The following is a 25,484-nucleotide window of genomic DNA, read 5'->3' on the forward strand; positions in this document are numbered from 1 at the left end:
GTCATGATACGCAAGGGCTGCGGCGAGGCACAGTCACTAAAGGAGGAATGCCATGCGCACGACTGCTTCGATTGCTCCGCACCCGACGCTGCGCCTGCCCACGCTGCTGGCGAGTGCTCTGCTGCTGGTCATCACCGCGCTGGGCGCCCCGCTGGCCGTGGCCGAGAGTGATGCCCCCAAGCCACAGGTCACCAGCCGTCAGCAGGATGACCGCCAGCTGCGCGAATACCGCGTCAATGGCCATCTGTACGCCATCGAGATCATCCCCAAGGGGGGCACGCCCTTCTTCCTGCTCGACAGTGATGGCAACGGCAACTTCACCCGTTCCAGCGTATCGCAGGCCAGTCAGCTCAAGGTGCCCGGCTGGGCGCGGAAAAAGTGATAAGCTCGGCATCCCGGGCATGACGGTCTCCCTCCTGCCTACCGACAACAACTCCTGTCAGCGCATTGCCGCCGCGTCCGTCCAGCGGCGCGCCACTGATGGGGCGGACACATTTCGGCGAGAAGAGTCACCCATGGCAGTCTTTACCCCCCTGAGCGAGGCTCAGGTCGCAGAATTTCTGGCAGAGTACGATGCAGGCACGCTGACATCGCTTGAAGATGTCGCCCACGGCACCGAGAACTCGACCTTCTTCGTCACCACCGACCGCCGCGAGATGGTGCTGACCCTGTTCGAGCAGGGCGAGCATGAGGAACTGCCCTTCTTCGTCGAGCTGCTCGACTTCCTCGCCGGCCACCAGCTGCCGGTGCCCGGCCCGCTGCATGACCGCGAAGGTCAGGCGCTCAAGACGCTGGCAGGCAAGCCGGCGTTGCTGTTTCCGCGCATGCCGGGCAAGTGGCCCGTCTCGCCCAATGTCGCCCAGTGCCGCGAGATCGGTGCGGCGCTGGGGCGCATGCACGCCGTCTCGCAGCACTTCACCGGCCAGCGCCCCAACACCCGTGACCTGCATTGGATCAAGCCGATGCACCACAAGGTGCTGGCCTATCTGAGCCCGGAAGACCAGGCACTGATGGCCGACGAGATCGATGTCTGCGAAGACGTCTTCAGTGGCGTCGACCTGCCACAGGGCGCGCTGCACGGGGATCTGTTCCGCGACAACACCCTGTTTGACGGCGATCGCCTCGGCGGCATCATCGACTTCTACAATGGCTGCACCGGCGACCTGATCTTCGATCTGTCGATTCTGGTCAATGACTGGTGCTCCAATGACGATGGCCGTCTGGATCAGGCGCGTTATGACGCCCTGCTCAGCGCCTATCTGGCCGAGCGCCCGATGAACGCTGACGAACGCCGCCTGTGGCCGAGCATGCTGCGCATGACCGCGCTGCGCTACTGGCTGTCACGCCTGCTGGTGGTCTACGTGGACCCGCCCGCTCACAGCCTGACGCCGAAGGACCCGGCACAGTATCGCCAGCTGCTGGGCCGGCGCATCGAGGAAGGCGCCCTGCCGCTGCCCGACGCCACCCAGCCGGCCTGAATGCCCACGCAAGTGGCAAAGCGATTGCCTGCGCCTCCCCAGCAGGCATAATGCGCCCCCTGAGCGCCCGCATCCGTGCGGGCGCCATTGTCTTCTCCGACGCTGCCCACACCCGCTGAGCACCGCCGGGCTTGCCTTCACGCCGTCCATCTCCGGAGACCGCGATGACCTCCTTTGCAGCCGAAGCACGCCGCACCTACAACATTGACCAGTGGGGCAGCGGCTATTTCGACGTGGGCCAGGATGGCCTGACGCTGGTGCGCCCCCATGGCGAACCGGGTACGCCTGCGCTGCCGCTGATCTCGCTGATCGACAAGGCCCGCGCCCAGGGCCTGCGACTGCCGCTGCTGATCCGCTTCGCCGATATCCTGCATGACCGGGTCGAGCAGCTGTGCGCCGCCTTCGATGCCGCCATCAGCTCACGCGGCTATGGCGCCAGCTACACCGCCGTCTATCCGATCAAGGTCAACCAGCAGCGCCGCGTGGTCGAGGAACTGCTGGCGACCAGCGAACGCTCGCGCGGGCGTGTCGGCCTGGAAGCCGGCAGCAAGCCGGAACTGCTCGCCGTGCTGGCGCTGTCGGACAATGGCCCGTCGGTCATCGTCTGCAACGGCTACAAGGACCGCGAGTACGTGCGTCTGGCGCTGATGGGCGAGAAGCTCGGCCACCGCGTGCACCTGGTGGTCGAGAAGGCCAGCGAGCTGGAACTGGTACTGGAAGAAGCTGAACGTCTCGGTGTGCGGCCGCGCATCGGTCTGCGCGCGCGCCTGGCCACCATCGGCAAGGGCAACTGGCAGAACACCGGCGGCGAGAAGTCGAAATTCGGCCTGACGGCGAGCCAGATCGTCGCGCTGGTCGAGCGCCTGCGCGAAGTGGATGCGCTGGACTGCCTCAAGCTGGTCCACTTCCACCTCGGCTCGCAGATCGCGGACATCAGCGACATCCAGCGCGGCCTGGCCGAGTGCGCGCGCTTCTATCAGGGGCTGCATGAAGCCGGTGCCGGCGTGGAAATCGTCGATGTCGGCGGTGGCCTGGGCGTGGACTACGAAGGCACGCGCTCGGAAAGCGCCTGCTCGCTCAACTACTCGATGCGTGAATACGCCGACTATGTGGTCGGGGCGTTCCACGCGGTGTGCGAGGCGCATGATCTGCCGCATCCGCACATCATCTCAGAATCCGGTCGTGCCCTGACCGCTCACCACGCCGTGCTGGTGACGGACGTGATCGGCGAGGAGCGTGTCGACCTGCCGCTGCCCACGCCACGTGAGGATGATCTGCAGATCGCCGCGCTGTGGACACAAGCCGCGCGTCTGGAAGGTGCGCTCGAGCCACGTGAGCTGGTGGAGATCTACCACGCCGTGGTGCATGCCCAGCATCAGGTGCAGGAGCGCTTCGTGATGGGGCTGGCGAGCATCGCCATCCGTGCCGAGGCCGAGGCCATCTACACCAACGTGTGTCGCAGTCTCGCCGGGCGCCTCGATGCGCGCCAGCGTTCGCACCGCGCGGTGCTCGATGAGCTCAACGAGAAGCTGGCCGACAAGCTGTTCGTCAATTTCTCGCTGTTCCAGTCACTGCCGGACATCTGGGGCATCGAGCAGATCTTCCCGATTCTGCCGCTGACCGGTCTCGACCGCGCGCCGACCCGGCGTGGCGTGATTCAGGACATCACCTGCGACAGTGATGGCCGCATCGACACCTATGTGGATGACCAGGGCCTGGACGCCACCCTGCCGCTGCCGGAATGGCATGCCGAGGAAGAGAAGCTGCTCGGCTTCTTCATGGTCGGCGCCTATCAGGAGATCCTCGGCGACCTGCACAATCTGTTCGGCGATACCGATTCCGTGGATGCCAGCCTCGACGACGAGGGCCAATGGCAGCTTTCCCATGCCATCCAGGGCGATAGCGTGGCGCAGGTGCTGCGCTACGTGAACTTCGACCCGGATCAGCTGGCGGCCCGCCTCGCGCGTCAGCTCAAGTCATCCAATCTGAACGCGCTGGAACAGGCAGACCTGCTCGAGGACCTGAAGGCAGGTCTGGAAGGATATACCTACCTGGAGAGCTGAGCCCTCAGACCCAGGCATCATGCCACGCCGCGCGTGCGTGTCTCGACACGCAGCAGCTCGCCGCTGCCATCCGGGGCATCCAGCGCCAGTGCCAGCGCCTGATCCGGATTCAGCTCACCAACGCCCTCCGGCGTGCCGGTCAGCACCACGTCGCCGGGCAGCAGCGTGAAGCTGTGGCTGATCTCGCTGAGCAGCCGCGCGACAGGGAACAGCATCAGACGGGTATCCGCCTGCTGACGCTGCTCGCCGTCGATGGCGAAACGATACTGCAGTGCCTGGAAATCGACATCATGCAGTGCGCCTTCGCCATCACGCCAGCGCGGGCCTTCCAGCGCGACGAAGGAGGACAGAGGACAGCTGCCGTCAAAGGCCTTGGCCAGTTCCCACGGCTGGCCCTTGGCCTTGAGCTTGCTCTGACGCTCACGCAGGGTGAGATCCAGCGCCAGCCCCATGCCGGCCAATGCCTCCAGCGCCTCGTCTTCACTCGCCTCGCACAGTGGCTTGCCGATCAGCAGCGCAAGCTCGGCCTCGTAATGGTACTGGCCACGTCGCTTCGAGAGCGGCAGCGGCTTGTCCATGGGCACCACGCTGGTGGCGGGCTTGATGAACAGCAACGGCTCGCTGGGCACTTCATTGCCGAGCTCCGCGGCGTGGGCAGCATAATTGCGCCCCACGCACACCACCTTGCCGAGATCATGGGCAAAGACACGACCATCGCTGAAACGTGGGGTAAAACGCTGAGCAAGCGGCATGCAGAACTCCTGTCGGGGCGTGATGGATGATCAATGAGAGATGATCGATGAGAGATGTCTCAATCTTACGCCGCCCCGCCGGCTTGCCACTACCACACCAACGTCCGAGATTTCGCCGCCTGAACGCAACCCCGGGTTGTGCAGTTCAGTCCACTGCTCATTTTTCCAGTTCATCCCAGCCACCATCGGCACGGTGGGCCAGAAATTCAGGGCGCGGACGAGAGGCCGCGAACGGCGCCTGCATGGCATTGTCGACGCGGTTGTAGACGAAGAAGGCGTTGCTGCGCGGGTCCGGCGACATGTTGGCGTTGGAGCCGTGCAAGGTGTTGCAGTCAAACATCAGCAGACCACCCGCGGCACCGGTGGGCGCCTCAATGCCACGCTGGGCGACCAGCTCTCGCAGCGCTTCGCGCGAGGGCACACCGACTTCCTGTGCCTGCAGCGAAGACTTGTGATTGTCTTCCGGCGTCTCGCCCAGGCAGTGCACGAAGACTTCGTGCGAGCCGGGGATCAGCATCAGCGGGCCGTTGAAGTGGTGATTGTCATTCAGGATGATCGAGGCGCTGACCGCACGCATTTCCGGCATGCCATCCTCGGCGTGCCAGGTCTCGAAGTCCGAGTGCCAGTTGAAGCCCTTGCCCTCGAAGCCCGGCTTGTAGTTGATGCGCGACTGGTGGACATAGACATCGCCACCCAGAATCTGGCGCGCGCGATCCATCAGGCGCGGGTCTTCGGCAAGCTGGCGGAAGCGCTCCGACAGGAAGTGAACGGCGAAGATGGAGCGGATCTCGCGGCTCTTGGGCTCGGTGATGGTGAAATCACGACCCTGGAGATCTTCCTGCTCCAGCAGCGCAGCCAGTTCGGCCTTGAGCGTCTCGACTTCTTGCGGGGCCAGGAATTCCGGCTCGAACAGGAAGCCATCGCGCTCGAACCGCTTGAGTTGCTCAGCCCCCAGCGGCCCCTCATCGGCGCGCGAGTGCACGACGGGCTCGCGGCGCTTCTGCCACAGGTGCTGCGGTGGCTGGCTCAGACGCGTCGGGTAGGCGTCGCGCGAGTGGGAGGAGCCTCGGTCGCTGCCTGACTTGTCCAGATAGGCTTCCGGCGCCTGATCGCGATCGGCATCGACCTGACGAACACCCAGACGCTGATTGGAGGACTCTGCGCCATCGCTGGCGTTGCTGCCGTCCATCTCGTGGTGGTGGCGCTGCTTGGACGAAAGCGCAGCGGTGGCGTTGTACGAGGTCATGTGGCGTGAAGCTGTCATCTTGCTCTCCTTAAGGCATCAATGGCTTGCATTGAGGAAAGAGGAATCCGGCGTTCTATTCCTGCGGCTTGGCCGCACTGTCCCACCTATGGGCCATGACACAGACTTCAACCCAAGAACGGCGCAGGACAATGCGTCACACCAGGGGAACTTCCAGCATGTTCAAGCCACGGATTTGTCTGGCCGCTTGCATGGCCACAGTGCTGGGGGGCTGCGCCGCAGTCGAGCCGAAATTCGATAATGTCGAGCCAGTCGTCGGGCCGCCAGTCACCTCAAACAATACGCCTTACAGTGAATGTCTTGCCTCATTGAGCCGTATTTCAGGCGCGACAAACCTGCCAGTTATCGCCGTCGGGCAAATCACTGACAAGACAGGGCAACGCAGCTATTCGACAGTAACCGAAAGCGCCGCCGTCACTCAGGGTGTCTCGGAAATGTTGATCAGCGCGCTCTACAAGACTCGCAAGGTTCACCTGACAGAGCGTCTTGATGTTCGCGTCCCGCTGGCCGAGCAGCAACTTTACGAGAACAAGGCCATGGCCTATGCACCACGCAAGCTGGCCGTCCTCCCCTCGCACTTCGTGGTACTCGGTGCCCTCACTGAGCTCAATTACAACATTTCCAGTGGTGGCACTCGCCTGTTCGTCAGCGGAATCGGGGCCGGATTGCGGACCGCCGTGATCAATGTGGGCCTGGACCTGCGCATGGTCGACATCCGCACCTTCCGCACCGTCTATGTCACCAGCCTGCAGAAGCAGGTGGTGGGTTACGAAGTCGAAGCCGGCATCTATCGCTTCTTCGGCAATCAGCTGGTCGAGTTTGATTCCGGCGCAGTGCGCAATGAACCACTGCAGCTGGGCGTGAGATCAGTCGTGGAGATGGGCGCCTACCAACTCCTGACTGAAGGCCTGGGACTTCCTGTACCTGCGGGGCAGGAATGTGAACTTCACCCGGGACAGCATGTTGCAGCGAAAGACGGCAACACGCAGCAAGTGGCCGCAGCCAATACAGAGGCACCTGCAACAGAAACATCGGCAGCATCCAGCGCAGCACAATAAGTCAACATTCATGAGGAACATGACAATGACTACCTATAATAAGCTCGCAGTCGCCATCGGTCTCGTAAGTGGTGTGATGATGGCAAGTCAGGCGCAAGCCTTCGACAATGTCCATTGGAAATGGCATGGCCACGTTGACACGCACATCAAGGTGGGAGCCCATATCGATCCGACGATCGAAGATCCGGGCGGCCTGGTGATGGTGGAGAACTTCCAGAAGCAGATCGGGGATGTCAGCTCGGAAGCCGTCGTCAGTGACATCAGTTACGGCTCTGGCCCCGGTGAAACCACCACCGAAGTCGGGATTGGCGTGGGCGCAGCTGCAGGAGCAGCCGCAGGTGCAGGGGCCAGCTCCTATGGCGGCTGGTTTGGCTCTAGTGCAAATGCCGGTGCCGGTGCCATCGCAGGCGCAGGCGCAGGGGCCATTGGCTATATCACTACCACCACCACCGACCCCGTCGTGAATGCTGATATCACACGTCTGGAAAGCCTGGAAAATGCGGCGACCTCAGTCGGCAACAATGCCTCCATCGAGAGCGATGCCATGGTCAATCTGCATAACGAGCAATTCCTGGCAGGGGGCTATTTCCAGAAAGCGAACATCGACTCAGTGGCCACTGTGGACAACATCCTCAACCTGAGTGTGGATAATGCCGCGACCTCGGTAGGCAACAACCTGTCGGTCACCCAGGACACAACTGGTCTTGATACCGCGCTGATTGCCGACAACACCCAGTTCAGCCTTGCCGATGTGACCTCCACGGCTTCAGTGACCAATGTCATGCTCGGCTTGCCTCCAGTGGGCAGCTTCGAGGGCCCGGTCATCAACAATGCTGCGACCTCAGTGGGCAACAACGTCTCCATCAATGTCGGCCCGCAATAATCCAGCGACAGCCTGATCAACACACGCGGGGCAACCCGCGTGTGTTTCAGCACCTGCTGACATCAGACGTCTCACGCATCAGACACTGCATCTTTCACAGACCGAAAGGAGCAAGACATGAATGCTTTCACACGTATCAGCCTGGGAGTCGTGGGCGCGGGGTTCCTGCTGGCCGGTAGCGCCAGCGCCAACTCGTTGATGGGCCCCTTCCCTTACGACTTCCCGGCGCGCAGTGCAGAAACCGCGCTGATCCTCTACGAGAGCAAGAAGGCCGGCAGCCTGGGGGAAGGGTCCGAGACCAATATCGGCGCATACACGCTCAATACCGGCAGCAGTACCTCGATCGGCAACTGGCAGCAGATTGAACAGACCCTGAGTGACGGCTCTACCGGCACCATCGACAGCACGGCGGACCAGTCCGCCGATGGCAGCTCGCAGACGTCGTCAACGGATTTCACCATCACCCACAACAATGCGGATGATGAAGAGGACGCTTCCGAGAGGCTGTCACCAGAAGCAGCCCGACAATTATGCTCCTGCAGCCCAGCAGCAAGGGAACATCACTCATGACCGCACTGAAGGCTCACCACCGCACGGGTGAAGTCTCTACCGACAGGCCGGCCTAACGGTTTTGAGGGGTTCATCGGAGGCTCATCGTCCATGCAGACCCTCTATCGCACCCTCATACAGGTCGCCCATTCGGACGCCCCCATCTTCATCACCGGCGAAAGCGGCAGCGGCAAGGAGCTATGCGCCACTGCCATCCACCGCCACAGCCCGGTACGCGAAGGCCCTTTCATCGCCGTCAACTGTGCTGCCATCCCGGCGGAGCTATTGGAATCACAGCTGTTTGGGCATGTGCGTGGCGCCTTTACCGGTGCCGTCAGTGCCCAGCAGGGCCTGGCCGTGGCAGCGGATGGCGGGACGCTGTTCCTGGATGAGATCGCCGAACTGCCCTTGCCACTGCAGAGCAAGCTGTTGCGCTTTCTGCAGACCGGCCAGGTGATGCCCGTGGGCGCGACACGCACGGTCGAGGTCAACTGCCGTATCGTCTGCGCCACGCATCAGGACCCGCGTCAGCTGGTGGAGACCCATCGCTTCCGCGAAGACCTCTTCTACCGCCTGCACGTCATCCCGCTCAAGGTGCCGCCCCTGCGCGAGCGCGGAAGTGACATTCTCGAGATCGCCAACGGCTTGCTGAGTCGCATGGCCAGCCACGAAGGCAAGCATTTCACCAGCCTGAGCGCCTGCGCGGAGCAGGCGCTGCTGGCCCACGATTGGCCGGGCAACGTGCGCGAGCTGGAAAACACCCTGCGCCGCGCCATCATCCTCCACGAGGGCGAGAGTCTCACGGCCGCCATGCTGGACCTGCCACGCCAGACGCAAAAAAGCCACCCCGGAGGGTGGCTTTTCTGTTGGCTGCCGAATTCATCCTGCGACTTCATCTGCTAGCCAGAATTGGCTGGGGTACCAGGACTCGAACCTGGGAATGCCGATACCAAAAACCGGTGCCTTACCACTTGGCTATACCCCAATACTTGGTGGCCAGAGACGGAATCGAACCGCCGACACGGGGATTTTCAATCCCCTGCTCTACCAACTGAGCTATCTGGCCGACCGGAAGACACAAAAAAAGCCGCCTGGGCGACTTCGATATCCTGCGTTCTTCGTTCATCTACAGAAGCCTGAAGATGGTGCCGGCTAAAGGAGTCGAACCCTCGACCTACTGATTACAAGTCAGTTGCTCTACCAACTGAGCTAAGCCGGCACAAAGAACTCATGATATGAGTCTTCTTACTACGTTACTGCATGTCAGCTGGCTGGGGTACCAGGACTCGAACCTGGGAATGCCGATACCAAAAACCGGTGCCTTACCACTTGGCTATACCCCAACACTTGGTGGCCAGAGACGGAATCGAACCGCCGACACGGGGATTTTCAATCCCCTGCTCTACCAACTGAGCTATCTGGCCCTTGCCAACGAGGACGTATTAAATAGAAAACCTTTCCCGACGTCAACCCTTGCTTATCAAGAATTTGGCGTCGTTATTCGTCTTCCATCGCCCTCGCCGTCTCGTCAGACTTCGTAGCCCTGTCCGCCCTGCGCTTCGCCCTTGGCGGCGGCGTCAGTCGGGACGAAACCTTCGGCCTGATCGGTCTCTTCGTTGCGGAAGAAACGCTCCATCTGCTCCATCAGATAGCGACGGCTGTCGGCATCCATCATGTTGAGGTGCTTCTCGTTGATCAGGCGTGTCTGCAGCGCCTGCCATTCTTCCCATGCCTGCTTCGAGACGTTGGCCCAGATATCCTGGCCCTTCTCGCCCGGCAGCGGCGGAAAGTCGAGACCCGGCAGGTCCTGGTCATACTTGCGGCAATGTACGGTGCGCATGGGTAACTCCGTAAGAGAACTGGATGTCAGTGCGGTTGAGCGCCGAGCCTTCGCCAGACGCTCAATCGATTGCCTCATTCTCGCACGCTTGAGCGGGTTTCCCCCAGGCGTCCGAGGCCTGTCGATGAGAGCGACTCGCTCACAGCCCGAACAGATCATCCGTGCAGCGTGCCAGCAGCGCCTTGACCGGTGCCGGCAGGCCCACGGCATCCGGCGCGGCGGGGTCGACGAAACGACGGTCTGCTCCGTGTTCGTTGACGCCATCCTCCGCCGACGGCGTCAGTTCCGCCGCTCCCAGCTGAACCGGCTGCGGCGTGATGGTCAGCCGGAAGTGGCTGAAGACATGCTCGAAACTGTCCAGCGGCGCCTCCAGATGCGCGCCTCGCGCTTCACGGGCGACCCACTCCCGCGCGGCCTCGCGGTCCTCGACCAGCGGCGGCGCCCACAGGCCGCCCCAGATGCCCGTCGGTGGGCGTCGTTCGAGCAGAATCCGGCCCGTCTCGTCACTGACCAGCAGCATCAGCGTCTGACGTGTCGGAATAGCCTTCTTGGGCTTGCTCTCGGGGAAGCGCTTTTCCTCGCCGCGTGCATGCGCCACACAGACTTCCTCGAAGGGACAGCGCGTACAATCCGGCTTGCTGCCGCGCGTGCACAGGGTGGCCCCGAGATCCATCATCGCCTGGGTCCAGTCCGCCAGCCGCACCTGCGGGGTATAGCGCTCCGCCAGCGTCCACAGCTTGCGCTCCACGGCCGGCCGACCCGGCCAGCCTTCCACGGCATGCAGGCGAGCCAGCACGCGCTTGACGTTGCCATCGAGAATCGGCGCCCGTTGTCCGGTGCTGATGCTGATGATCGCCCCGGCGGTCGAACGCCCGATACCTGGCAAGGCCGACAGTGCCTCGACACTCTCGACCGGGAAGGCGCCGCCATGCTCAGCGACCACCTGTTGAGCGGCCTTGTGCAGATTGCGCGCCCGGGCGTAGTAGCCAAGCCCCGTCCACAGGTGCAGCACCTCATCGATCTCCGCCGCCGCCAGCGCCGCGACATCCGGGAAGCATTCCATGAAGCGCGCGTAATAGGGCAACACCGTCGTGACCTGGGTCTGCTGGAGCATGATCTCCGAGACCCATACACGATACGGGGTGGTGTTCTCCTGCCAGGGCAGGTGCTTGCGGCCATGCTCATCGAACCAGTCGAACACGCGGGCCTGGAATTCCTCCGGGCTCATCGCAATGCTTGCCACGCCTGGCGGGGCGTGGGTATCAGACGCTGCCACGTCAGGCGTGGCCGCAGTGTCAGGTACCGCCATCAAGACTTCCTCTACTCGTGACTCGTACCATGGCGCGCCATGGTCTATCAGTTGAACAGCCCCTGAATCGCGCCCTTCAGCTTGTCGCTGGCGCCTTCGCCCAGCTTGTCATCGATCTTCTTGCGCGTGTCTTCATCGAGCTTCTCATCCAGCTTCTCGCTGACCTTCTCGCCCGCCTTGCGCTTGGCTTCATCCTTGGCCAGTTCCGCGGCGGCCGTCTGGAAACCCTTCTGGTCGAAGCCGCACCATTCGCCCGGCTCACCGCTCAGGTTGCCCTGACACTGCACCGGGAAGCGCAGCTTGACCAGACGCGGATTGACCTCACAGGCAGCGTCATCCGTTCCTTCAATGAAGCGCGCCGCCACGTTGTAGTCAAAGGCTTCGGTCGGCAGGTTGAGCTGCCCCTTGCCATCCAGCGCGATACCCGGGATCGCCAGTGCCAGATCCTGATTGCTGATCACGCCATTGGTGACCTTGAAGCTGCCCTGTGCGCGTTCCAGCGGGGTATTCGCCGCCCAGTCACGCGAGGACGTCTTGCCACTCAGCGTCGCCACCGTGGTGCACATCTTCTCGGACACATTGACGTCGAGTATCTCGCCATTGCGAATCTCGAAGTCACCCGAACCATTCAGGTTGCGCTTCATGCTGTCGAGTTGATTGGTGCTGGTGGTGTAATCGCCATTGAGCGTCAGACGGCCACGCAGGATGTCATCCTGCTCAGGCGCCAGCGCCTTGAGGAATGGCGCGATATCCAGATTGGTCAACTTCTCGCCGAAGCTCATGGTCAGCGGTGTCTTGCGACTGTCGATGCGGGCACTGGCTGCCAGGCTACCGCCGTACAGACTGGCCGTCAGGCTATCGAGCTGCTGCAGTCCCGGCTGACCGGACAGCTTGGCGGACACCTTGCGCATCTCGAGCCCGGATGCCGTGAGGTTCGCGATGTCCAGCTGGCCCTTGAGCCCGAGAGTTCTGAGCAGCTCCACCGGCAACACCTCTGCATCGCCGTCAGCCGCGTAGGCCGGCGCCACCAGTCCTGCCGTCACCCCCGTACCGAGACTCGCGGTCTTCTCGCTGGTCTGCGGCGGGAGGTAGTCGTCCAGATTCAGCGCATCGACATCCAGATCAAAGGTGATCTGCGAGGCATCGAAGGAGGAGCCGAGACGTCCGTTGATGGTGGTGTCATCCAGTGCCATCACCAGGTTGGTCAGCTGTACCTGTGACAGATCGCCCTTGAGCGGGCTGGAGAATGCCAGCGAGGTCAGTGCATCACCGCGTGCCGTCTGCGGTGCCTGCATGCCGACCCGCGTCATCCACGCCTTGGGCGACAGCGGGGCCAGCTTGAACTGCCCGCTGTAGCTCAGCGCCTCGCCCGTGATGTCACTGGCCTTGAGCGCCCCGCTCAGACGCAGGTCACTGCCCGAGGTCAGCAGCAGATCGGAGAGCGTCGCGGTGCCTTCGGCAAGATCCGCTTCCGCCCCGAAGGTCGCCTTCACCGGCAGCGCCTTCTCTCCCAGCGACGGTTCGTTGAGCGAGGCATCCAGCTCCCCACCCTCGATGCGATAGCGCTGCTGCTCGGTATCCAGTGTCAGGGTATCGATCTCCAGCGCCAGCTGCTGGGACTGCTCGCTCAGCGACGGCATGCTGGTGGCGGTATCCAGGCTGATGCCGGTCAGGACATGGCGACCGTTCTGAAGGTCCAGCGCCACCTTGCCGTCCAGATTGATGGTGCTGCGCAGCTCAGGCTCACGCCCCTCCGCCACGAAGGACAGCTCCACCGGGAACGCCTTGGTCGGGCTGACGTTGCTGGAGCTCAACGCCAGCTCATTGAGCGTCATGTCGAGACCGCTGGCAGCATCCTGGTAGGTGATCTGCCCATTGGTGACCTGAATCGAGGCGATATCGAGATTGACGGCCATGCCTTCAGCGCCATCGCTGACACCGGCATCTCCCTGCGTCTCATCGGCCATGGCGACACCGGCACTCTTGGCGGGAGGCAGGGCCTTGTCCGCCGCACCGCTCTCGGCGGCATCGGCAGCATGCTGCAACAGACTCTCCCAGTTGCCTCGCCCGTCAGCGTCTCGCTTGAGGTCCAGTTTCAGGCCATCGAGGAACACGCCCTCGACCTCCACCTCACCGCTTAGCAAGGGCGCGAAGGACACCCCGACCTCGGCACGCTTGAAGGAGGCGAAGGGTGTCTGGTCGTGAGCCTGCTCCGGCAGCCAGGTCTGGGCGTCCTCGACACTGACGCCCAGACGCGGGTAGAACGACCAGTCCAGCGGACCGTTCAGGGCCAGCTCCAGCCCCGCCTGGTCCTTGACCGCCTTGACCAGACGCGGCTTGAGATCATTCGGGTCGAGGAAGGTGGTGACATAGATCACCCCCGCCACCACGACCAGCGCCAGTACTCCGACGATGGCCAGCAAGGCCCTGAACAGTGCTTTCATCTGCGTCCTCCCTTTGACACGATGAGACTGGGCCAGCACGAAGCCTTGCTGCTCGGCATCCTTCACGTAACCGAGCCGCGACAGCAGAAGCTCGTCAGCCAGCGTCAATCCTTGATCCGGCACGACCAGCAGGCGCTCACGCGCCGCCGCTTCCAGCGACATCAATGCCATCAGGCGCGTTCCCACCCCGCGTCGCCGGGTACTCTTGCGCACGCAGCAATGACGGATGCGCCATGCCCTTCCATCGTCCTCGCACAGCAGGGCGCCGATATGGCGATCATTGAAGAAGGCGGTGCAGAAGCGATGACCGGTCTCCAGGCTGGCCTGAATGAACTCATCCGGCGCGAGTGGCAGGCGTTCACCGGGGGCTTCGTGATAGATGCGTGACAGGTCGATGCGCACTTGCTCATCGGCCTGCCAGCGTGCGTGATCGATCATCTGAAGAGTGACCGGCATGGTGAGATCCTCGCCCGCGATATGAATGCCCGCCATTGTAGCGGATGCCGTTGTCCTTTCTCTATAATGACTGGCTGGGCAGGCAGATCACGCTTTCACTTGCGACATCACATGACAACAACCACATGATGCGCACTTCCCGGCCGGACTGGACATACGCCTCTCACACCCAGGCCCCGGTGAGGTCACCGACCGCTGGAGAGACATCATGGCAGAGCGTATCGCCGAGGTTCATCGCAACACCTCGGAAACCAAGATTCGGGTTCGCATCAATCTGGACGGCGAAGGCAAGCTGAGCGCCAACACCGGCGTGCCCTTCCTCGAACACATGATGGACCAGATCGCCCGTCACGGCGTGATCGACATCGACGTCGACTGCGACGGTGATCTGCACATCGACGACCACCACACCGTCGAGGACATCGGCATCACTCTCGGCCAGGCCTTCGCGCAGGCGCTCGGCAACAAGGCCGGCATCCGCCGCTACGGCCATGCCTACGTGCCGCTGGACGAAGCCCTGTCACGCGTGGTGATCGACTTCTCCGGTCGCCCGGGCCTGTTCATGCAGTGCGAGTTCACGCGCGGCAACATCGGGCGTTTCGATACGCAGCTGTTCTGGGAATTCTTCCAGGGCTTCGTCAACCATGCCGGCGCCACGCTGCACATCGACAACCTCAAGGGCTTCAATGCCCACCACCAGGCGGAGACCATCTTCAAGGCCTTCGGCCGTGCCGTGCGCATGGCGGTGGAAGAGGACGAGCGCATGGGAGGCCGCATCGCCTCCACCAAGGGCTCGCTGTAAGCGACATCCAATGCCGGAGTCCCCTCCGGCCTGCGGGAGAAAGACATGACGATTGCCGTCATCGACTATGGCATGGGCAACCTGCACTCCGTCGCCAAGGCACTTGAGCATGTGGCTGACGAGAATGTCGTGATCACCAGTGACCCGCGCGCCATCCGTGGTGCGACCCGCGTGGTGCTGCCCGGTCAGGGCGCCATCCGCGATTGCATGGGCGAGCTTGAGCGCGCCGAACTGCGCGGGCTGGTCGGCGAACTGCTGAGCAACCACAGCAAGCCGCTGCTGGGCGTGTGTGTCGGTCAGCAGATGCTGATGGAGCGCAGTGAGGAGAACGGTGGCATCGATTGCCTCGCCTACTTCAAGGGCGACGTGAAGCGCTTTGATGACAAGCAGCTGGACGAGCACGGCCAGCGCCTCAAGGTGCCGCACATGGGCTGGAACCACGTCGCCCATACCCAGGGCCATGCGCTGTGGGAAGGCATCGAGGACAACTCGCGCTTCTACTTCGTGCACAGCTTCTATGTCTCGGCTGCCGAGCGCTCACAGGTCTTCGGCGCCACGCATTACGCCGGTGCCGAGGCGCACGTCGCCATCGGTGAGGGCAGCCTGTTCGCGGTGCAGTTCCACCCGGAGAAGAGTGCGGCCGCCGGCCTCAAGCTGCTCGAGAATTTCGTCCGCTGGCAGCCCTGAGGGCTCACCTGCGTGACCGTCGGTGCCTGCCTTGCGAGTCGGGCACCGATTCATCCGCCTTCGATATACCGACGACAATTCAGGCGTGCCAAGACACGCCGAGAGGACACCCGACATGCTGGTAATCCCCGCGATCGATCTCAAGGACGGTCAGTGCGTACGCCTGAAGCAAGGCCGCATGGAAGACTCCACCAACTACGGCGATGACCCGCTGGCCATGGCCGCGCGCTGGGTCGAGGCCGGTGGTCGCCGCCTGCATCTGGTCGATCTCAACGGTGCCTTCGAAGGCAAGCCGGTCAATGGTGACGCGGTGACACGCATCGCCCGCGCCTACCCGGAGCTGCCGATCCAGATCGGCGGTGGCATCCGGGATGCCGCGACCATCGAGCACTATCTGGAGGCCGGCGTCGGTCAGGTCATCATCGGCACCAAGGCCGTGAAGGAACCGGCCTTCGTCGCCGAGATGTGCCGCGCCTTCCCGGGCCGCATCATCGTCGGTCTCGATGCGCGTGACGGCTTCGTGGCCACCGATGGCTGGGCCGAGGTTTCCACCATCAAGGCGACCGAGCTTGCCAAGCGTTTCGCCAATGACGGCGTGTCCTCCATCGTCTACACCGACATCGCCCGCGACGGCATGATGCAGGGCGTCAACATCGAGGCCACCGTGGCACTGGCCCGCGAAGGCGGCATCCCGGTGATCGCCTCCGGCGGCGTGACCAATCTGGATGACATCCGTGGCCTGGCTGAAGTGGCCGATCAGGGCATCCTCGGCGCCATCACCGGTCGCGCCATCTATGAAGGCAGCCTGGATATCGCCGAAGCACAGGCGCTGTCCGACGCCATCACCGGCCGCACGGCCTGAGGGGAGCGATCATGGCACTCGCCAAACGCATCATCCCGTGTCTGGACGTCGACGCCGGTCGCGTCGTCAAGGGCGTCAACTTCGTCGGTATCCGCGATGCCGGTGATCCGGTCGAGGTCGCCAAGCGCTACAACGAGCAAGGCGCCGACGAGATCACCTTCCTCGACATCACCGCCAGCGTCGACAACCGTGGCACCACGGTCGACATGGTGTCGCGCATCGCCGGTGAGGTGTTCATCCCGCTGACGGTCGGTGGTGGCATCCGCACCTGCGAGGACATCCGCACCATGCTGAATGCCGGCGCGGACAAGGTCTCGATCAATACCGCCGCCGTGTTCAACCCGGACTTCGTGCGTGAAGCGGCGGACCGCTTCGGCAGCCAGTGCATCGTGGTCGCCATCGACGCCAAGCGCGTCAGCGAAGAGGGCGAGACACCGCGCTGGGAAATCTTCACCCACGGTGGGCGCAAGCCAACCGGGCTCGACGCTGTCGAGTGGGCGAAGAAGATGGTCGAGCTGGGCGCCGGTGAATTGCTGCTGACCAGCATGGACCGCGATGGCACCAAGGCCGGCTTCGATCTCGGCGTGACACGCGCCATCTCCGACGCCGTCAGCGTGCCGGTCATCGCCTCCGGTGGGGTCGGCACTCTCGACCATCTGGTGGACGGCGTGCTCGAGGGCGGGGCGGATGCGGTGCTGGCCGCCAGCATCTTCCACTTCGCCGAGTACACCATCCCGCAAGCCAAGGCCTACATGGCCGAGCGCGGCATCGAGATGCGCCTCTGAGCGCAGGTCAGGCGACGACAGCGCTCAGGCGTAGCCCAGCTTCGCCAGTGGCGTGAGCGCCTGCTCGAGTCGCTGGTCGGCAAGTCGCAGAATATCGGCCACCAGATGCTTCTCGGCGGCGGGCAGCATCACCCGCTCGCCGACCCACAGCGCCAGCTCGGCAAGGTCATGCTGATTGCCCAGACGGGATGCTGCCTTGTCGAGCAATTCCGGCTCACGACGACGCCCACGACTCGGTGACTCGAGTTCACGCCCTGCCGTCTCCCCCAGCGCCGCATGCGCCAGTGCCAGCTGGAACCTGCGGTACTTGATCCACTTGCGCAGCCGGTGGGACGTCTCGATCTCCCGCTCGCTGATCACCCGCGCCGCCAGCTTGTGGAGGCGGTGACGACTGAATTCCAATCCGGCCGTGAGCTCCTCCCCCGTCAGCGGAGCGGCCTGCCAGGCGGCCATCTCGTCGCTCAGCAGCCGCTTCAGAGGTGCGTGATCCAGCTCCGCCACCGACTCGCTCAATGCGGCACTGGTCAGCCCCGGACGCAGCGCATCCAGCAGACGCTGGCTACGCTCATCCACCCAGGCATAGGCGCGCGCATGGGTCTTGCGCAGCATGCGCGCCTCACGCGGGCCGGCCAATGCCCTGGCGATGGCGCGCGGACGCGCCTGATGCTCACTCACCGCCGCCTTGCCCAGTGACTCACGTCGCAGTTGCCACCAGCCCCGCAGCTGCTTGCAGTCGACGCGCAGCGCATGGACCTCCTGCGCGGTGAGCGTCGCCTGCGCCAGATGCTGCTGCATTGACTCGAGATGCGCGAGGATCAGGCCATTCATCCGGGGGCTCATTCCTGCAAGGATAGCCCCAGATTGCTGACATCCTCGTTACGCCCCAGCCGCTTGAGCGCTCGCCAGTCATCACGCTCAAGACGCGGAGCCTCGACACTCTCCAGCACGGCGTCCTGGAAGTCGCGCTCATCGACCATCAGCGGATGTTCGCGAATCATGGCTTCCAGCGCTTCCTGCTCGATGCCCTCACCGGCCTGCAGGTCGATCAGCGCGCGAACGCCATCGGCGGACAGGCGACTGACCTTGAGCGCGGCTTCCGGCTCCTCACTGATCAGCACATCGATGCAGGCGGTCAGCGCCATGACGGCTTCCAGTGCACGGCGCGCACCGAAGCTGTCGTCATGCTCGTCGGGCTCGAAGGCCGTGACCTTCTCGGCCTGCAGCGAGAAATCGATCTTGGCATCGCGAACGCGCAGCTGCTCCCAGACGAGGTCCAGCAGCTTGCGCAACTCGCGCGTGGTCTCCAGCGCGCTGGCGGTGCCATTGGCCTCGGCGTAGAAGCCGGCATTGGGCAGGAGTCGCTCGGTCAGCGTTGCCATGAAGGCGGTACGGCGAACGGGGGCCAGCGCTTCCAGACGCGCGCGGAAACCAGGAACAGGCTGAGTCATGACGGCTCTCTTCTCACTTCACTTTTCAACGAACGAGACTTTGCCGCGGCGAGATTCACGGCCACAGACATTCTCTGGGCACGCGACCGACACCATCGAACAGCACGCCTTCGCTGCGCAGTTTCTCGCGCTGACGCACCGCGCCACCGTGGTCGGTGACCTTGAGCGAGGCATTGATCACCCGATGCCAGGGCAATTGATGGCCATCCGGCAGATGGCGCATGGCCGAGCCGACCATGCGTGCGGTGGCACCATCGGTCATGCTGGCGATTCGCCCGTAGGTCGTGATTCGCCCCGCCGGAATCTGCGCCACCACGGTGTATATCTGCTCGAGCAGTTCAGCACGCATCACGCTCTCCCCTGTTTGTGCTCGGGTCTTTACGCTGCCAGATGGCTGACGCATGATGACGCCATGCACCTTTACTTCATACATCAAGGCCTTATCCCCGACGCAGCGCCTCACTCAGCGACTGATGCCCTGCCACGATCACAAGGCTGGCAGGACTCTGTACGCCTGAGCGACTGGCTTGTCGGCATGGGCCACAGCTACAACACCAGCTTCCCGCTGGATGGCGAGACGCTCCCCGGCATCGACGATTTCCAGGCGCTGGTGATCCTGGATGGCCCTCAGCCATTGTCAGGTGCCGAGAGCACCCAATCACAGCCACTGCGCCTGCAGCGCAAGCTGATTCGCCGCGCGCTCAACAGCAACCGCCCCGTACTGGGCATCGGGCTGGGCGCGCGCCTCATCGCCGAACAACTCGGCGCCATCGTGTCTCCGGCCGTGGTGCCGCAGCGTCGCTGGGCCACGCTCACGCGCAGTGACGAGTGTCCCGTGGGACTGCCCGCCGAATTCGAGACGCTGCTGTGGCATGAGGAGATCTGTGGCCTGCCGGAGGATTGCGAGCTGCTGGCCAGCGGTGAGCATACCCCGATCGCCGGATTCAGCTGGGATGCTGGCCGGGTGCTGGCGCTCAACTTCCATCCCCATCTGGATGCCGGCGCAACGCGTGACCGTCTCCGGCATCACCCCGCCCCGAATGAGGGTCGCGGAGTGCAGTCAGAAGACGCACTGCTGGAAGACCCAAAGCGCTTTGATCGGCAGGCCGCCCTGCTGGACCGCCTGCTGGTGGACTGGCTCGACGCCTGAGTCAGCGCTGCCAGCGATGCGTGGCGCTCCAGTCACGCACGAAGGCGAGCGTGTTGTCCCAGTCGCCGACATGCAGGAAGGTACGCTCGTGCTTCTCGAGCTGATAACGGTACATGGGGTCGTAGTATTCGCTGAGCAGCGGGGCCAGCCAGCCCTCATGGGCAGTGGGATTGCCGCGCTTGTGTTCACGGAAGGCGATGTCCTGCATGCGAATCAGGCGCGCCAGACGTGCACTGCCCAACCGCTTGCGCAGACGCAGCAACGCCTGACGCAGCTGACGCTGCAGCAGTGCCCAGCCGAGGAAGTCACCATAGTGTCCGCTGTAGGTGGCCCACAGCCCTTCGATGTAGTCCTTCTGAATCTGCACCAGTCGCCAGTCCAGTGGCATCTCGACTCTCACCAGCGGGGCAGCCTCCATCGCGCGCCATGCCTGCAGCGGAATGTTGACGCTGCCGATGAAGCGCGACTCATCTTCCATGACGGTGGGCGCGTCCGCGGCCAGTGACAGCATCTCGGCGCTGATGCGATGCTCGAAGTCGATCTGGCTCGGTGCCGGGAAGGGGTGACGGCCGAAGGCCGAGCCCTTGTGGCGCGCGCAGCCTTCCAGGTCGATGCCATTGTCGAGCGCATGGATCAGCTCGGTCTTGGCGCAGCCGGTCAGGCCCCCGATCAGCAGCATCGGGGCCTGCTCGACGCGCTCATCGATATGCTGGCAAAGCTGCTGACGCATGGCCTTCCAGCCCCCGGCGATCCGCGGGCGCTCGATGCCTGCCTCCTTCAACCATTGCTGGCTGAGCTGAGAGCGCATGCCGCCCCGGAAGCAGTAGAGAACCGCCTCGGGATGGCGCTCGACGTGCTCGACCCAGGCACGAATCCTGGCGCGCTTGATCCCGCCACTGACCAGCTGATGACCCAGATGCACCGCCGACTCCGGGCCGACCTGCTTGTACTGCAGACCGACCCGGTGACGTTCCTCGTCATCCATCAGCGGAAGGTTGACGGCCCCCGGCAGGGAGCCGGCCGCAAATTCGATCGGTGCACGCACATCGATCAGCGGGCGGCCATCGCGAATCAGATCGCAGCTGGCCGCCACGGTGGGCAAACTCATGGGCATCTCTCGACTGGAAAACTAAAATTCAGGCCAGCGGCGGCGTCAGGCGAATGCCCTGGCTCGGGCCGATGCTGTCAGGGCCGAACAGCGGGCAGGACGCACATGCGGCCGGCTCACCGTCGTGTGGCCGATGCGCCTCGGACACTGCCTCGCGCAGGGCGGCAATGGCCGCCTCGGCAGTATGAAAGTAGTGCTCATCCCCCATGCGCTCAAGGAAGCCTCCGCGCTCCATCACTTCCAGCGCGTAGCGTCGGAAGCCGCACATGCTCAGGCTGCCGCCGGCATCCTGTAGGCGGCGCTGCTCGATCTCGAGCATCTCGGCCCCCGCGATGTCGATGAAATTGCAGCCGGTGCCGAGCAGGATGACGTGCTTGCCGGTATAGCGCGCCAGCTTGCGCTGGACGTGGTCCACCGCGCCGAAGAACAGCGAGCCATCCACTCGCAGGATGACGACCTCACGGCATTGGGTCAGCTGGTAGCGCTCGGCATTGCGCACGCCCAGCTCCGGGTGTTCGGAGTCCGGTGCCATTTCCACCAGACGTGGACGCGAGGTGCGATTCAGATACAGCACCAGCGACACCAGCACGCCGGCGAAGATGGCGAACTCAAGCGGCAGCAGCAGCGTGGCGAGGAAGGTGATCACCAGCACCACCGCTTCCTCGCGGCTGACGGTGAGAATCTGACGGATATGACTGAATTCGATCAGGTTGGCGGCGATCACCATGATCAGGCCCGCCATGGCGGGCAATGGCAGCCAGGCCGTGACATTCGGCACCAGCAACAGCACCGCCAGCACGATCAGGGCCGCGATCATCACCGACAGCGGCGTGCGGGCGCCGGCATCGTAATTGGCCCCTGAACGGGTGAAGGAGCCGGAGCCGGCGAAGCACGAGAAGAAGCTGCCGACCAGATTCGACAGCCCCTGGCCGATGAACTCCTGATTGCCATCGATGCGCTGATGCGAGCGTACCCCGATGGCGCGGGCGATGGAGACCGCCTCGATCAGGCCGAGAACCGCCAGCGCAACGGCCGCACCGCCCAGCGAGCGCAGGGTGTCAAACCCCAGTGGCGGCAGAGAAAACGGCGGCAGGCTGCCGGAGAGGGCCCCCACCATCGGGATGCCTGCCTCGCTGCCACCCAGCAATGCCGCAACCCCGCAACCGACGGCCATCGCGACCAGCATCCACGGCAGTCTGCGATTCACCCGCCGTACCAGCAAGGCACTGGCGAGCGTACTGAGGCCGGTGATCAGGGTCGCCCACGAGGTGTCTTCCAGGTGCCCAAGCAACGCCCACCAGGTGCCGAGGAAGCTCGAGGCATCTCCCAGCGCGATACCGAACAGATGCTTGAGCTGACTGGTGGCGATCAATACGCCGGCACCGGCGGTGAAGCCGATCACCACGGTATGCGAGATCAGATTGACCAGCGCCCCCATGCGCAGCAGCCCGAGTGCGAGCTGGATGATGCCGACCATGCAGGTCAGCGCCAGCACCAGCGGCAGGTATTCCGGACTGCCGGGGGTGGCCAGGGTCGAGACGGTACCGAAGACCACCATCGAGATGGCGGCGGCCGGCCCGCTGACCATATGACGCGAGCAGCCGAAGAGTCCGGCGATGATCGCGACCACGATGGCGGCATAGAGTCCATGCGCCGGAGGCAACCCCGCGATCAGCGCGTAGGCCACCCCCTGAGGCAGTACCAGCACCGCACCGCTCAGCCCGGCGATCAGGTCCGCGCGCGCATCTCTCGGCGACAGCTGGCGCATCCAGCCCAGAAACGGCAGCAGGCGTGACAGGCGGTATGCCGTGGCACTCTGGCCATGGCCGGCATGAGCAGTGACAATGCACCCTCCTGACACCGCTGCGGACACTGACGCCATGACCACCGACGCTACGCCTGCTGACACCACCTCTTCCACCCCGTCGGCCGGCTATACGCCTGCACTTGAGGTCAGTGAGGCCGAGGCCATCGAGACCACCCGCCAGTGGGTCGAGACGCACATCATCGCGGACAATCTATGCCCGTTCGCGGCACGTGAAGTGGCGCGCAACAGCGTCCAGTACGCCGTCATCCCCGGCGCGGGACTCGAGCGTTGCCTGCAGGCACTCGGCGATGAACTCCTCAACCTCGATGCCAATCGCGATGCCGAAACCACCCTGGTGATCTTCAAGGATGGCTTCCGCGACTTCGATGCCTATCTGGAGTTGCTGGATTACGCTGAGGCACTGCTCGAGATGCAGGGTTATGAGGGCATCTATCAGCTGGCCAGCTTCCATCCGGACTATGTCTTCGAGGATACCGAGGAAGACGACGCCGCGAACTACACCAACCGCTCGCCCTTCCCGATGCTGCACCTGCTGCGGGAAAGCTCGGTCGAGGCGGCGATCAATGCCTATTCGGGGGATGTGGAAGAGGTGCCGGCGCGCAACGAGGCGCTGATGCGCGAGCGTGGCGTCGAGCAGCTGGTCGCACGCCTCAAGGCCTGCGCTCACGCCGCCCGTCAGGCTGACAGCCAGGACTGACAGCACGCCATCACAGGGCTTCCAGCGCCTGGGACAACTTGTCGACCGCGACGATCGTCATGCCCTTGGGCGGATTCTTGGGGGCATTGCCCTTGGGCACGATGGCGCGCGTGAAGCCATGCTTGGCGGCCTCGACGATGCGCTCCTGCCCACTGGGCACCGGACGGATCTCGCCGGACAGGCCGACCTCACCGAACACCACCAGTTCACGCGGCAGCGGGCGGTTCTGCAGACTGGATACCACCGCACACAGCACCGCGAGGTCGGCGCTGGTCTCGAGCACCTTGACCCCGCCCACCACGTTCAGGAAGACATCCTGATCGCCGGTGAACAGGCCGCCGTGCTTGTTGAGCACGGCCAGCAACATCGAGAGTCGGTTGCCATCCAGACCGACCGCGACGCGCCGGGGATTGCCCAGCGGCGAATCATCCAGCAACGCCTGGACCTCGATCAGGATCGGCCGAGTCCCTTCCCAGACCACCATCACCAGGCTGCCGGAGGATTGCTCCTCGCTGCGTGACAGGAAGATCGCACTGGGGTTCTTCACCTCTTTCAGGCCAAGCTCGACCATGGCGAACACGCCCAACTCGTTGACCGCGCCGAAGCGGTTCTTCTGTCCGCGCAGGGTGCGAAAACGCGAATCACCGTCCCCTTCCAGCAACAGGGAGGCATCGATCATGTGCTCCAGTACCTTGGGGCCGGCCAGCGAGCCATCCTTGGTCACGTGCCCGACCAGCAGCAATACGGTGTTGGTCCGCTTGGCGAAACGCGTCAACGCCGCGGCGGACTCACGCACCTGCGAGACGCCCCCCGGCGCGGAGGACAGATCCTCCAGGTGCATGGTCTGGATGGAGTCGATGATCAGCACTTCCGGCTTCTCGCGCTCGGCGGTGGCCAGAATCGTCTCGACACTGGTCTCGGCCAGCATCTTGAGTCCCTGGGTCGGGAGCTGCAGTCGATGGGCACGCATCGCCACCTGCGACAGCGACTCTTCACCGGTGACGTAGAGCGAACGCTTGTGCTGTGCCAGCTTGCAGGCGGTCTGCAGCAGCAGCGTCGACTTGCCGGCACCGGGATGCCCGCCGAGCAATACGGCGGAGCCAGGCACCAGACCGCCGCCAAGCACGCGATCAAACTCACCGAAGGTCGAGGAGAAGCGCGGCACTTCGGCCAGCGAGACGTTGGACAGATCCGTCACGTTGTCACTCAGCGTGCCGGCATAGCCGCCTCTGGCGCTGGTGGCACCACGTGACGCCCCGCCAGTGCTGATGCCCCCGGCAGCCGGCGCAGCCCCCGGCAATACCGTGGCACCGACCCGAATCTCCTGCAGGGTATTCCACTCGCGACAGCCGCTGCACTGCCCCTGCCACTTCGAGAATTCGCTACCGCACTCGGTACATACGAAGGCGCTCTTTGCTTTCGCCATCAGACCATCCTGTCAGGGAGTAATGATTGACACGCGGTGGCATCACTCGCGCTTGAGACGCAGTGTCTCGCCGTTCTGGAAGCGGCGCTTCTGCGGGTCGACCAGTTCCAGTGTCTGGGGGTCCAGACGCAGGAAGTAGTAGGTCTGGCCCTCGCCATTCGGCGTCAGCTCATAGACGGTGGCATTCGGGTCGGTCACCGTACCTGACAGTACATCCCACTGACCCTCGTAGTGCTCCGGCGCGGGCTGCTGCGGATGATCGCGATAGGTGGCATCGAGACTGAAGGTACGCGCTTCCGGGGCAGCATCTTCCGCTCCCTTGAGACGCACATCGAGGTCAATGCCCGTGCAACGACGACACGGCAGGGTGCCCTTGTAGACGGCAACCTGCTCGCTGGCTGTCTCGGTGGCGTCATTGGCAGCGGCACCATCCGTCGTCTGGGCCGTTGATGCGCACCCGGCGAGACCGACCATCAGCGCGGCTCCCACCATCAGAGTCCTGATCTGCATTGAATCCTCCTTAAGGCGATGATTCGATAGCAGCGTCAGCGCTATCGACGGCGAGCGGCCCGACTGCCTCGACAGACGGACCGCT

General features: G+C 63.8%; 25 protein-coding genes and 5 tRNA genes. 13 read left to right on the top strand and 17 right to left on the bottom strand.

Annotated elements, in window-relative coordinates:
* The first annotated feature begins 52 nt into the window (after positions 1 to 52).
* The 3 genes from CU110_RS14485 (at position 53) to speA (ending at position 3,541) form a co-directional block, all read left to right on the top strand.
* The gene (locus tag CU110_RS14485) at positions 53 to 382 is read left to right on the top strand and encodes a DUF2782 domain-containing protein (protein WP_084209457.1); all 330 of its coding nucleotides are present in this window, start codon (positions 53 to 55) and stop codon (positions 380 to 382) included.
* 133 nt (positions 383 to 515) lie between these two features.
* The gene (locus CU110_RS14490) at positions 516 to 1,478 is read left to right on the top strand and encodes a homoserine kinase (protein WP_084209458.1); all 963 of its coding nucleotides are present in this window, start codon (positions 516 to 518) and stop codon (positions 1,476 to 1,478) included.
* Between the two features lie 164 nt (positions 1,479 to 1,642).
* Positions 1,643 to 3,541, top strand: a complete 1,899-nt coding sequence (speA, locus tag CU110_RS14495; RefSeq protein ID WP_077378572.1) for a biosynthetic arginine decarboxylase — start codon at positions 1,643 to 1,645, stop codon at positions 3,539 to 3,541.
* A 17-nt stretch (positions 3,542 to 3,558) separates the two neighbouring features.
* Here the strand turns inward: speA and CU110_RS14500 are convergent, their stop codons facing one another.
* A complete protein-coding gene (locus CU110_RS14500) occupies positions 3,559 to 4,293 on the bottom strand; it encodes a fumarylacetoacetate hydrolase family protein (RefSeq protein ID WP_077378569.1) in 735 nt (244 codons plus the stop codon).
* 157 nt (positions 4,294 to 4,450) lie between these two features.
* A complete protein-coding gene (gene thpD, locus CU110_RS14505) occupies positions 4,451 to 5,557 on the bottom strand; it encodes an ectoine hydroxylase (protein ID WP_308457347.1) in 1,107 nt (368 codons plus the stop codon).
* A 191-nt stretch (positions 5,558 to 5,748) separates the two neighbouring features.
* Between thpD and CU110_RS14510 the strand changes: the two genes are divergently transcribed.
* From CU110_RS14510 to CU110_RS14525, 4 genes are all read left to right on the top strand, one after another.
* Positions 5,749 to 6,615, top strand: coding sequence for a CsgG/HfaB family protein (locus CU110_RS14510; RefSeq protein ID WP_240665415.1), 867 nt, complete (start codon positions 5,749 to 5,751; stop codon positions 6,613 to 6,615).
* Between the two features lie 25 nt (positions 6,616 to 6,640).
* Complete coding sequence (locus tag CU110_RS16360; protein ID WP_084209459.1) at positions 6,641 to 7,498, top strand: hypothetical protein; 858 nt, start codon at positions 6,641 to 6,643, stop codon at positions 7,496 to 7,498.
* A gap of 117 nt (positions 7,499 to 7,615) precedes the next feature.
* Entirely contained in the window at positions 7,616 to 8,068 is a 453-nt protein-coding gene (locus tag CU110_RS14520; RefSeq protein ID WP_127736473.1) for a hypothetical protein, read from the top strand.
* Between the two features lie 27 nt (positions 8,069 to 8,095).
* Entirely contained in the window at positions 8,096 to 8,950 is an 855-nt protein-coding gene (locus CU110_RS14525; RefSeq protein ID WP_276317871.1) for a sigma-54 dependent transcriptional regulator, read from the top strand.
* 7 nt (positions 8,951 to 8,957) lie between these two features.
* Here CU110_RS14525 and CU110_RS14530 read toward each other — a convergent pair.
* The 8 genes from CU110_RS14530 to CU110_RS14565 form a co-directional block, all read right to left on the bottom strand.
* Positions 8,958 to 9,032, bottom strand: a tRNA-Gln gene (locus tag CU110_RS14530).
* A 5-nt stretch (positions 9,033 to 9,037) separates the two neighbouring features.
* Positions 9,038 to 9,113: transfer RNA gene (locus CU110_RS14535), tRNA-Phe, on the bottom strand.
* A 77-nt stretch (positions 9,114 to 9,190) separates the two neighbouring features.
* Positions 9,191 to 9,266, bottom strand: a tRNA-Thr gene (locus CU110_RS14540).
* A 49-nt stretch (positions 9,267 to 9,315) separates the two neighbouring features.
* A tRNA-Gln gene (locus tag CU110_RS14545) sits at positions 9,316 to 9,390 on the bottom strand.
* 5 nt (positions 9,391 to 9,395) lie between these two features.
* Positions 9,396 to 9,471 (bottom strand) — tRNA-Phe (locus tag CU110_RS14550).
* Positions 9,472 to 9,575: 104 nt separating this feature from the next.
* Positions 9,576 to 9,887, bottom strand: a complete 312-nt coding sequence (locus CU110_RS14555) for an oxidative damage protection protein (protein ID WP_077378554.1) — start codon at positions 9,885 to 9,887, stop codon at positions 9,576 to 9,578.
* Between the two features lie 139 nt (positions 9,888 to 10,026).
* Positions 10,027 to 11,115 carry an A/G-specific adenine glycosylase gene (mutY, locus tag CU110_RS14560; RefSeq protein ID WP_084209841.1) on the bottom strand — a complete coding sequence of 363 codons (1,089 nt, stop codon included), beginning with the start codon at positions 11,113 to 11,115 and terminating at the stop codon, positions 10,027 to 10,029.
* Positions 11,116 to 11,243: 128 nt separating this feature from the next.
* Positions 11,244 to 14,096: an acetyl-CoA sensor PanZ family protein gene (locus CU110_RS14565; protein ID WP_164850385.1), complete on the bottom strand. Its 2,853-nt coding sequence runs from the start codon at positions 14,094 to 14,096 to the stop codon at positions 11,244 to 11,246.
* Positions 14,097 to 14,304: 208 nt separating this feature from the next.
* On the opposite strand from CU110_RS14565, the gene hisB reads away from it, so the two are divergent.
* The 4 genes from hisB to hisF all read left to right on the top strand — a co-directional run bounded on the left by hisB (position 14,305) and on the right by hisF (position 17,232).
* Positions 14,305 to 14,898 (top strand): imidazoleglycerol-phosphate dehydratase HisB, encoded by a 594-nt coding sequence (gene hisB / locus CU110_RS14570; protein WP_077378545.1) that lies wholly within the window; start codon positions 14,305 to 14,307, stop codon positions 14,896 to 14,898.
* A 45-nt stretch (positions 14,899 to 14,943) separates the two neighbouring features.
* Entirely contained in the window at positions 14,944 to 15,585 is a 642-nt protein-coding gene (gene hisH, locus CU110_RS14575; protein WP_077378543.1) for an imidazole glycerol phosphate synthase subunit HisH, read from the top strand.
* Between the two features lie 115 nt (positions 15,586 to 15,700).
* Positions 15,701 to 16,447 (top strand): 1-(5-phosphoribosyl)-5-[(5-phosphoribosylamino)methylideneamino]imidazole-4-carboxamide isomerase, encoded by a 747-nt coding sequence (gene hisA / locus CU110_RS14580; protein WP_077378540.1) that lies wholly within the window; start codon positions 15,701 to 15,703, stop codon positions 16,445 to 16,447.
* An 11-nt stretch (positions 16,448 to 16,458) separates the two neighbouring features.
* Entirely contained in the window at positions 16,459 to 17,232 is a 774-nt protein-coding gene (gene hisF / locus CU110_RS14585) for an imidazole glycerol phosphate synthase subunit HisF (RefSeq protein WP_077378537.1), read from the top strand.
* A 24-nt stretch (positions 17,233 to 17,256) separates the two neighbouring features.
* On the opposite strand, the gene CU110_RS14590 is transcribed toward hisF, so the two are convergent.
* Genes CU110_RS14590 through CU110_RS14600 form a run of 3 tightly spaced genes read right to left on the bottom strand, consistent with a single transcriptional unit; the run spans position 17,257 to position 19,032 of the window.
* Positions 17,257 to 18,060: a CHAD domain-containing protein gene (locus CU110_RS14590; protein ID WP_164850386.1), complete on the bottom strand. Its 804-nt coding sequence runs from the start codon at positions 18,058 to 18,060 to the stop codon at positions 17,257 to 17,259.
* Positions 18,061 to 18,068: 8 nt separating this feature from the next.
* Positions 18,069 to 18,680 (bottom strand): DUF416 family protein, encoded by a 612-nt coding sequence (locus CU110_RS14595; RefSeq protein ID WP_077378530.1) that lies wholly within the window; start codon positions 18,678 to 18,680, stop codon positions 18,069 to 18,071.
* A 55-nt stretch (positions 18,681 to 18,735) separates the two neighbouring features.
* On the bottom strand, positions 18,736 to 19,032 hold the full coding sequence (locus CU110_RS14600; protein WP_084209463.1) for an MGMT family protein: 297 nt from the start codon (positions 19,030 to 19,032) through the stop codon (positions 18,736 to 18,738).
* A 183-nt stretch (positions 19,033 to 19,215) separates the two neighbouring features.
* Here CU110_RS14600 and CU110_RS14605 point away from each other — a divergent pair, with 183 nt between their 5' ends.
* Complete coding sequence (locus CU110_RS14605) at positions 19,216 to 19,830, top strand: type 1 glutamine amidotransferase (RefSeq protein ID WP_164850387.1); 615 nt, start codon at positions 19,216 to 19,218, stop codon at positions 19,828 to 19,830.
* Between the two features lies 1 nt (position 19,831).
* On the opposite strand, the gene mnmH is transcribed toward CU110_RS14605, so the two are convergent.
* Both mnmH and CU110_RS14615 read right to left on the bottom strand, forming a co-directional pair.
* On the bottom strand, positions 19,832 to 20,938 hold the full coding sequence (mnmH, locus tag CU110_RS14610) for a tRNA 2-selenouridine(34) synthase MnmH (protein WP_077378521.1): 1,107 nt from the start codon (positions 20,936 to 20,938) through the stop codon (positions 19,832 to 19,834).
* Between the two features lie 28 nt (positions 20,939 to 20,966).
* Positions 20,967 to 22,820, bottom strand: a complete 1,854-nt coding sequence (locus CU110_RS14615) for a SulP family inorganic anion transporter (protein WP_127736488.1) — start codon at positions 22,818 to 22,820, stop codon at positions 20,967 to 20,969.
* Between CU110_RS14615 and CU110_RS14620 the strand changes: the two genes are divergently transcribed.
* Positions 22,819 to 23,463: a DUF1415 domain-containing protein gene (locus CU110_RS14620; protein ID WP_084209466.1), complete on the top strand. Its 645-nt coding sequence runs from the start codon at positions 22,819 to 22,821 to the stop codon at positions 23,461 to 23,463. The two genes, CU110_RS14615 and CU110_RS14620, sit on opposite strands and share 2 nt — an antisense overlap.
* A 10-nt stretch (positions 23,464 to 23,473) precedes the next feature.
* On the opposite strand, the gene radA is transcribed toward CU110_RS14620, so the two are convergent.
* Together radA and CU110_RS14630 are read right to left on the bottom strand one after the other, a co-directional pair.
* Positions 23,474 to 24,889 carry a DNA repair protein RadA gene (gene radA / locus CU110_RS14625; protein ID WP_077378515.1) on the bottom strand — a complete coding sequence of 472 codons (1,416 nt, stop codon included), beginning with the start codon at positions 24,887 to 24,889 and terminating at the stop codon, positions 23,474 to 23,476.
* A gap of 42 nt (positions 24,890 to 24,931) precedes the next feature.
* Complete coding sequence (locus CU110_RS14630; protein WP_077378513.1) at positions 24,932 to 25,399, bottom strand: copper resistance protein NlpE N-terminal domain-containing protein; 468 nt, start codon at positions 25,397 to 25,399, stop codon at positions 24,932 to 24,934.
* Positions 25,400 to 25,484: the final 85 nt, after the last annotated feature.

The sequence above is a fragment of the Cobetia sp. ICG0124 genome, from assembly GCF_004006355.1.
GTDB classification, from domain to species: domain Bacteria; phylum Pseudomonadota; class Gammaproteobacteria; order Pseudomonadales; family Halomonadaceae; genus Cobetia; species Cobetia marina.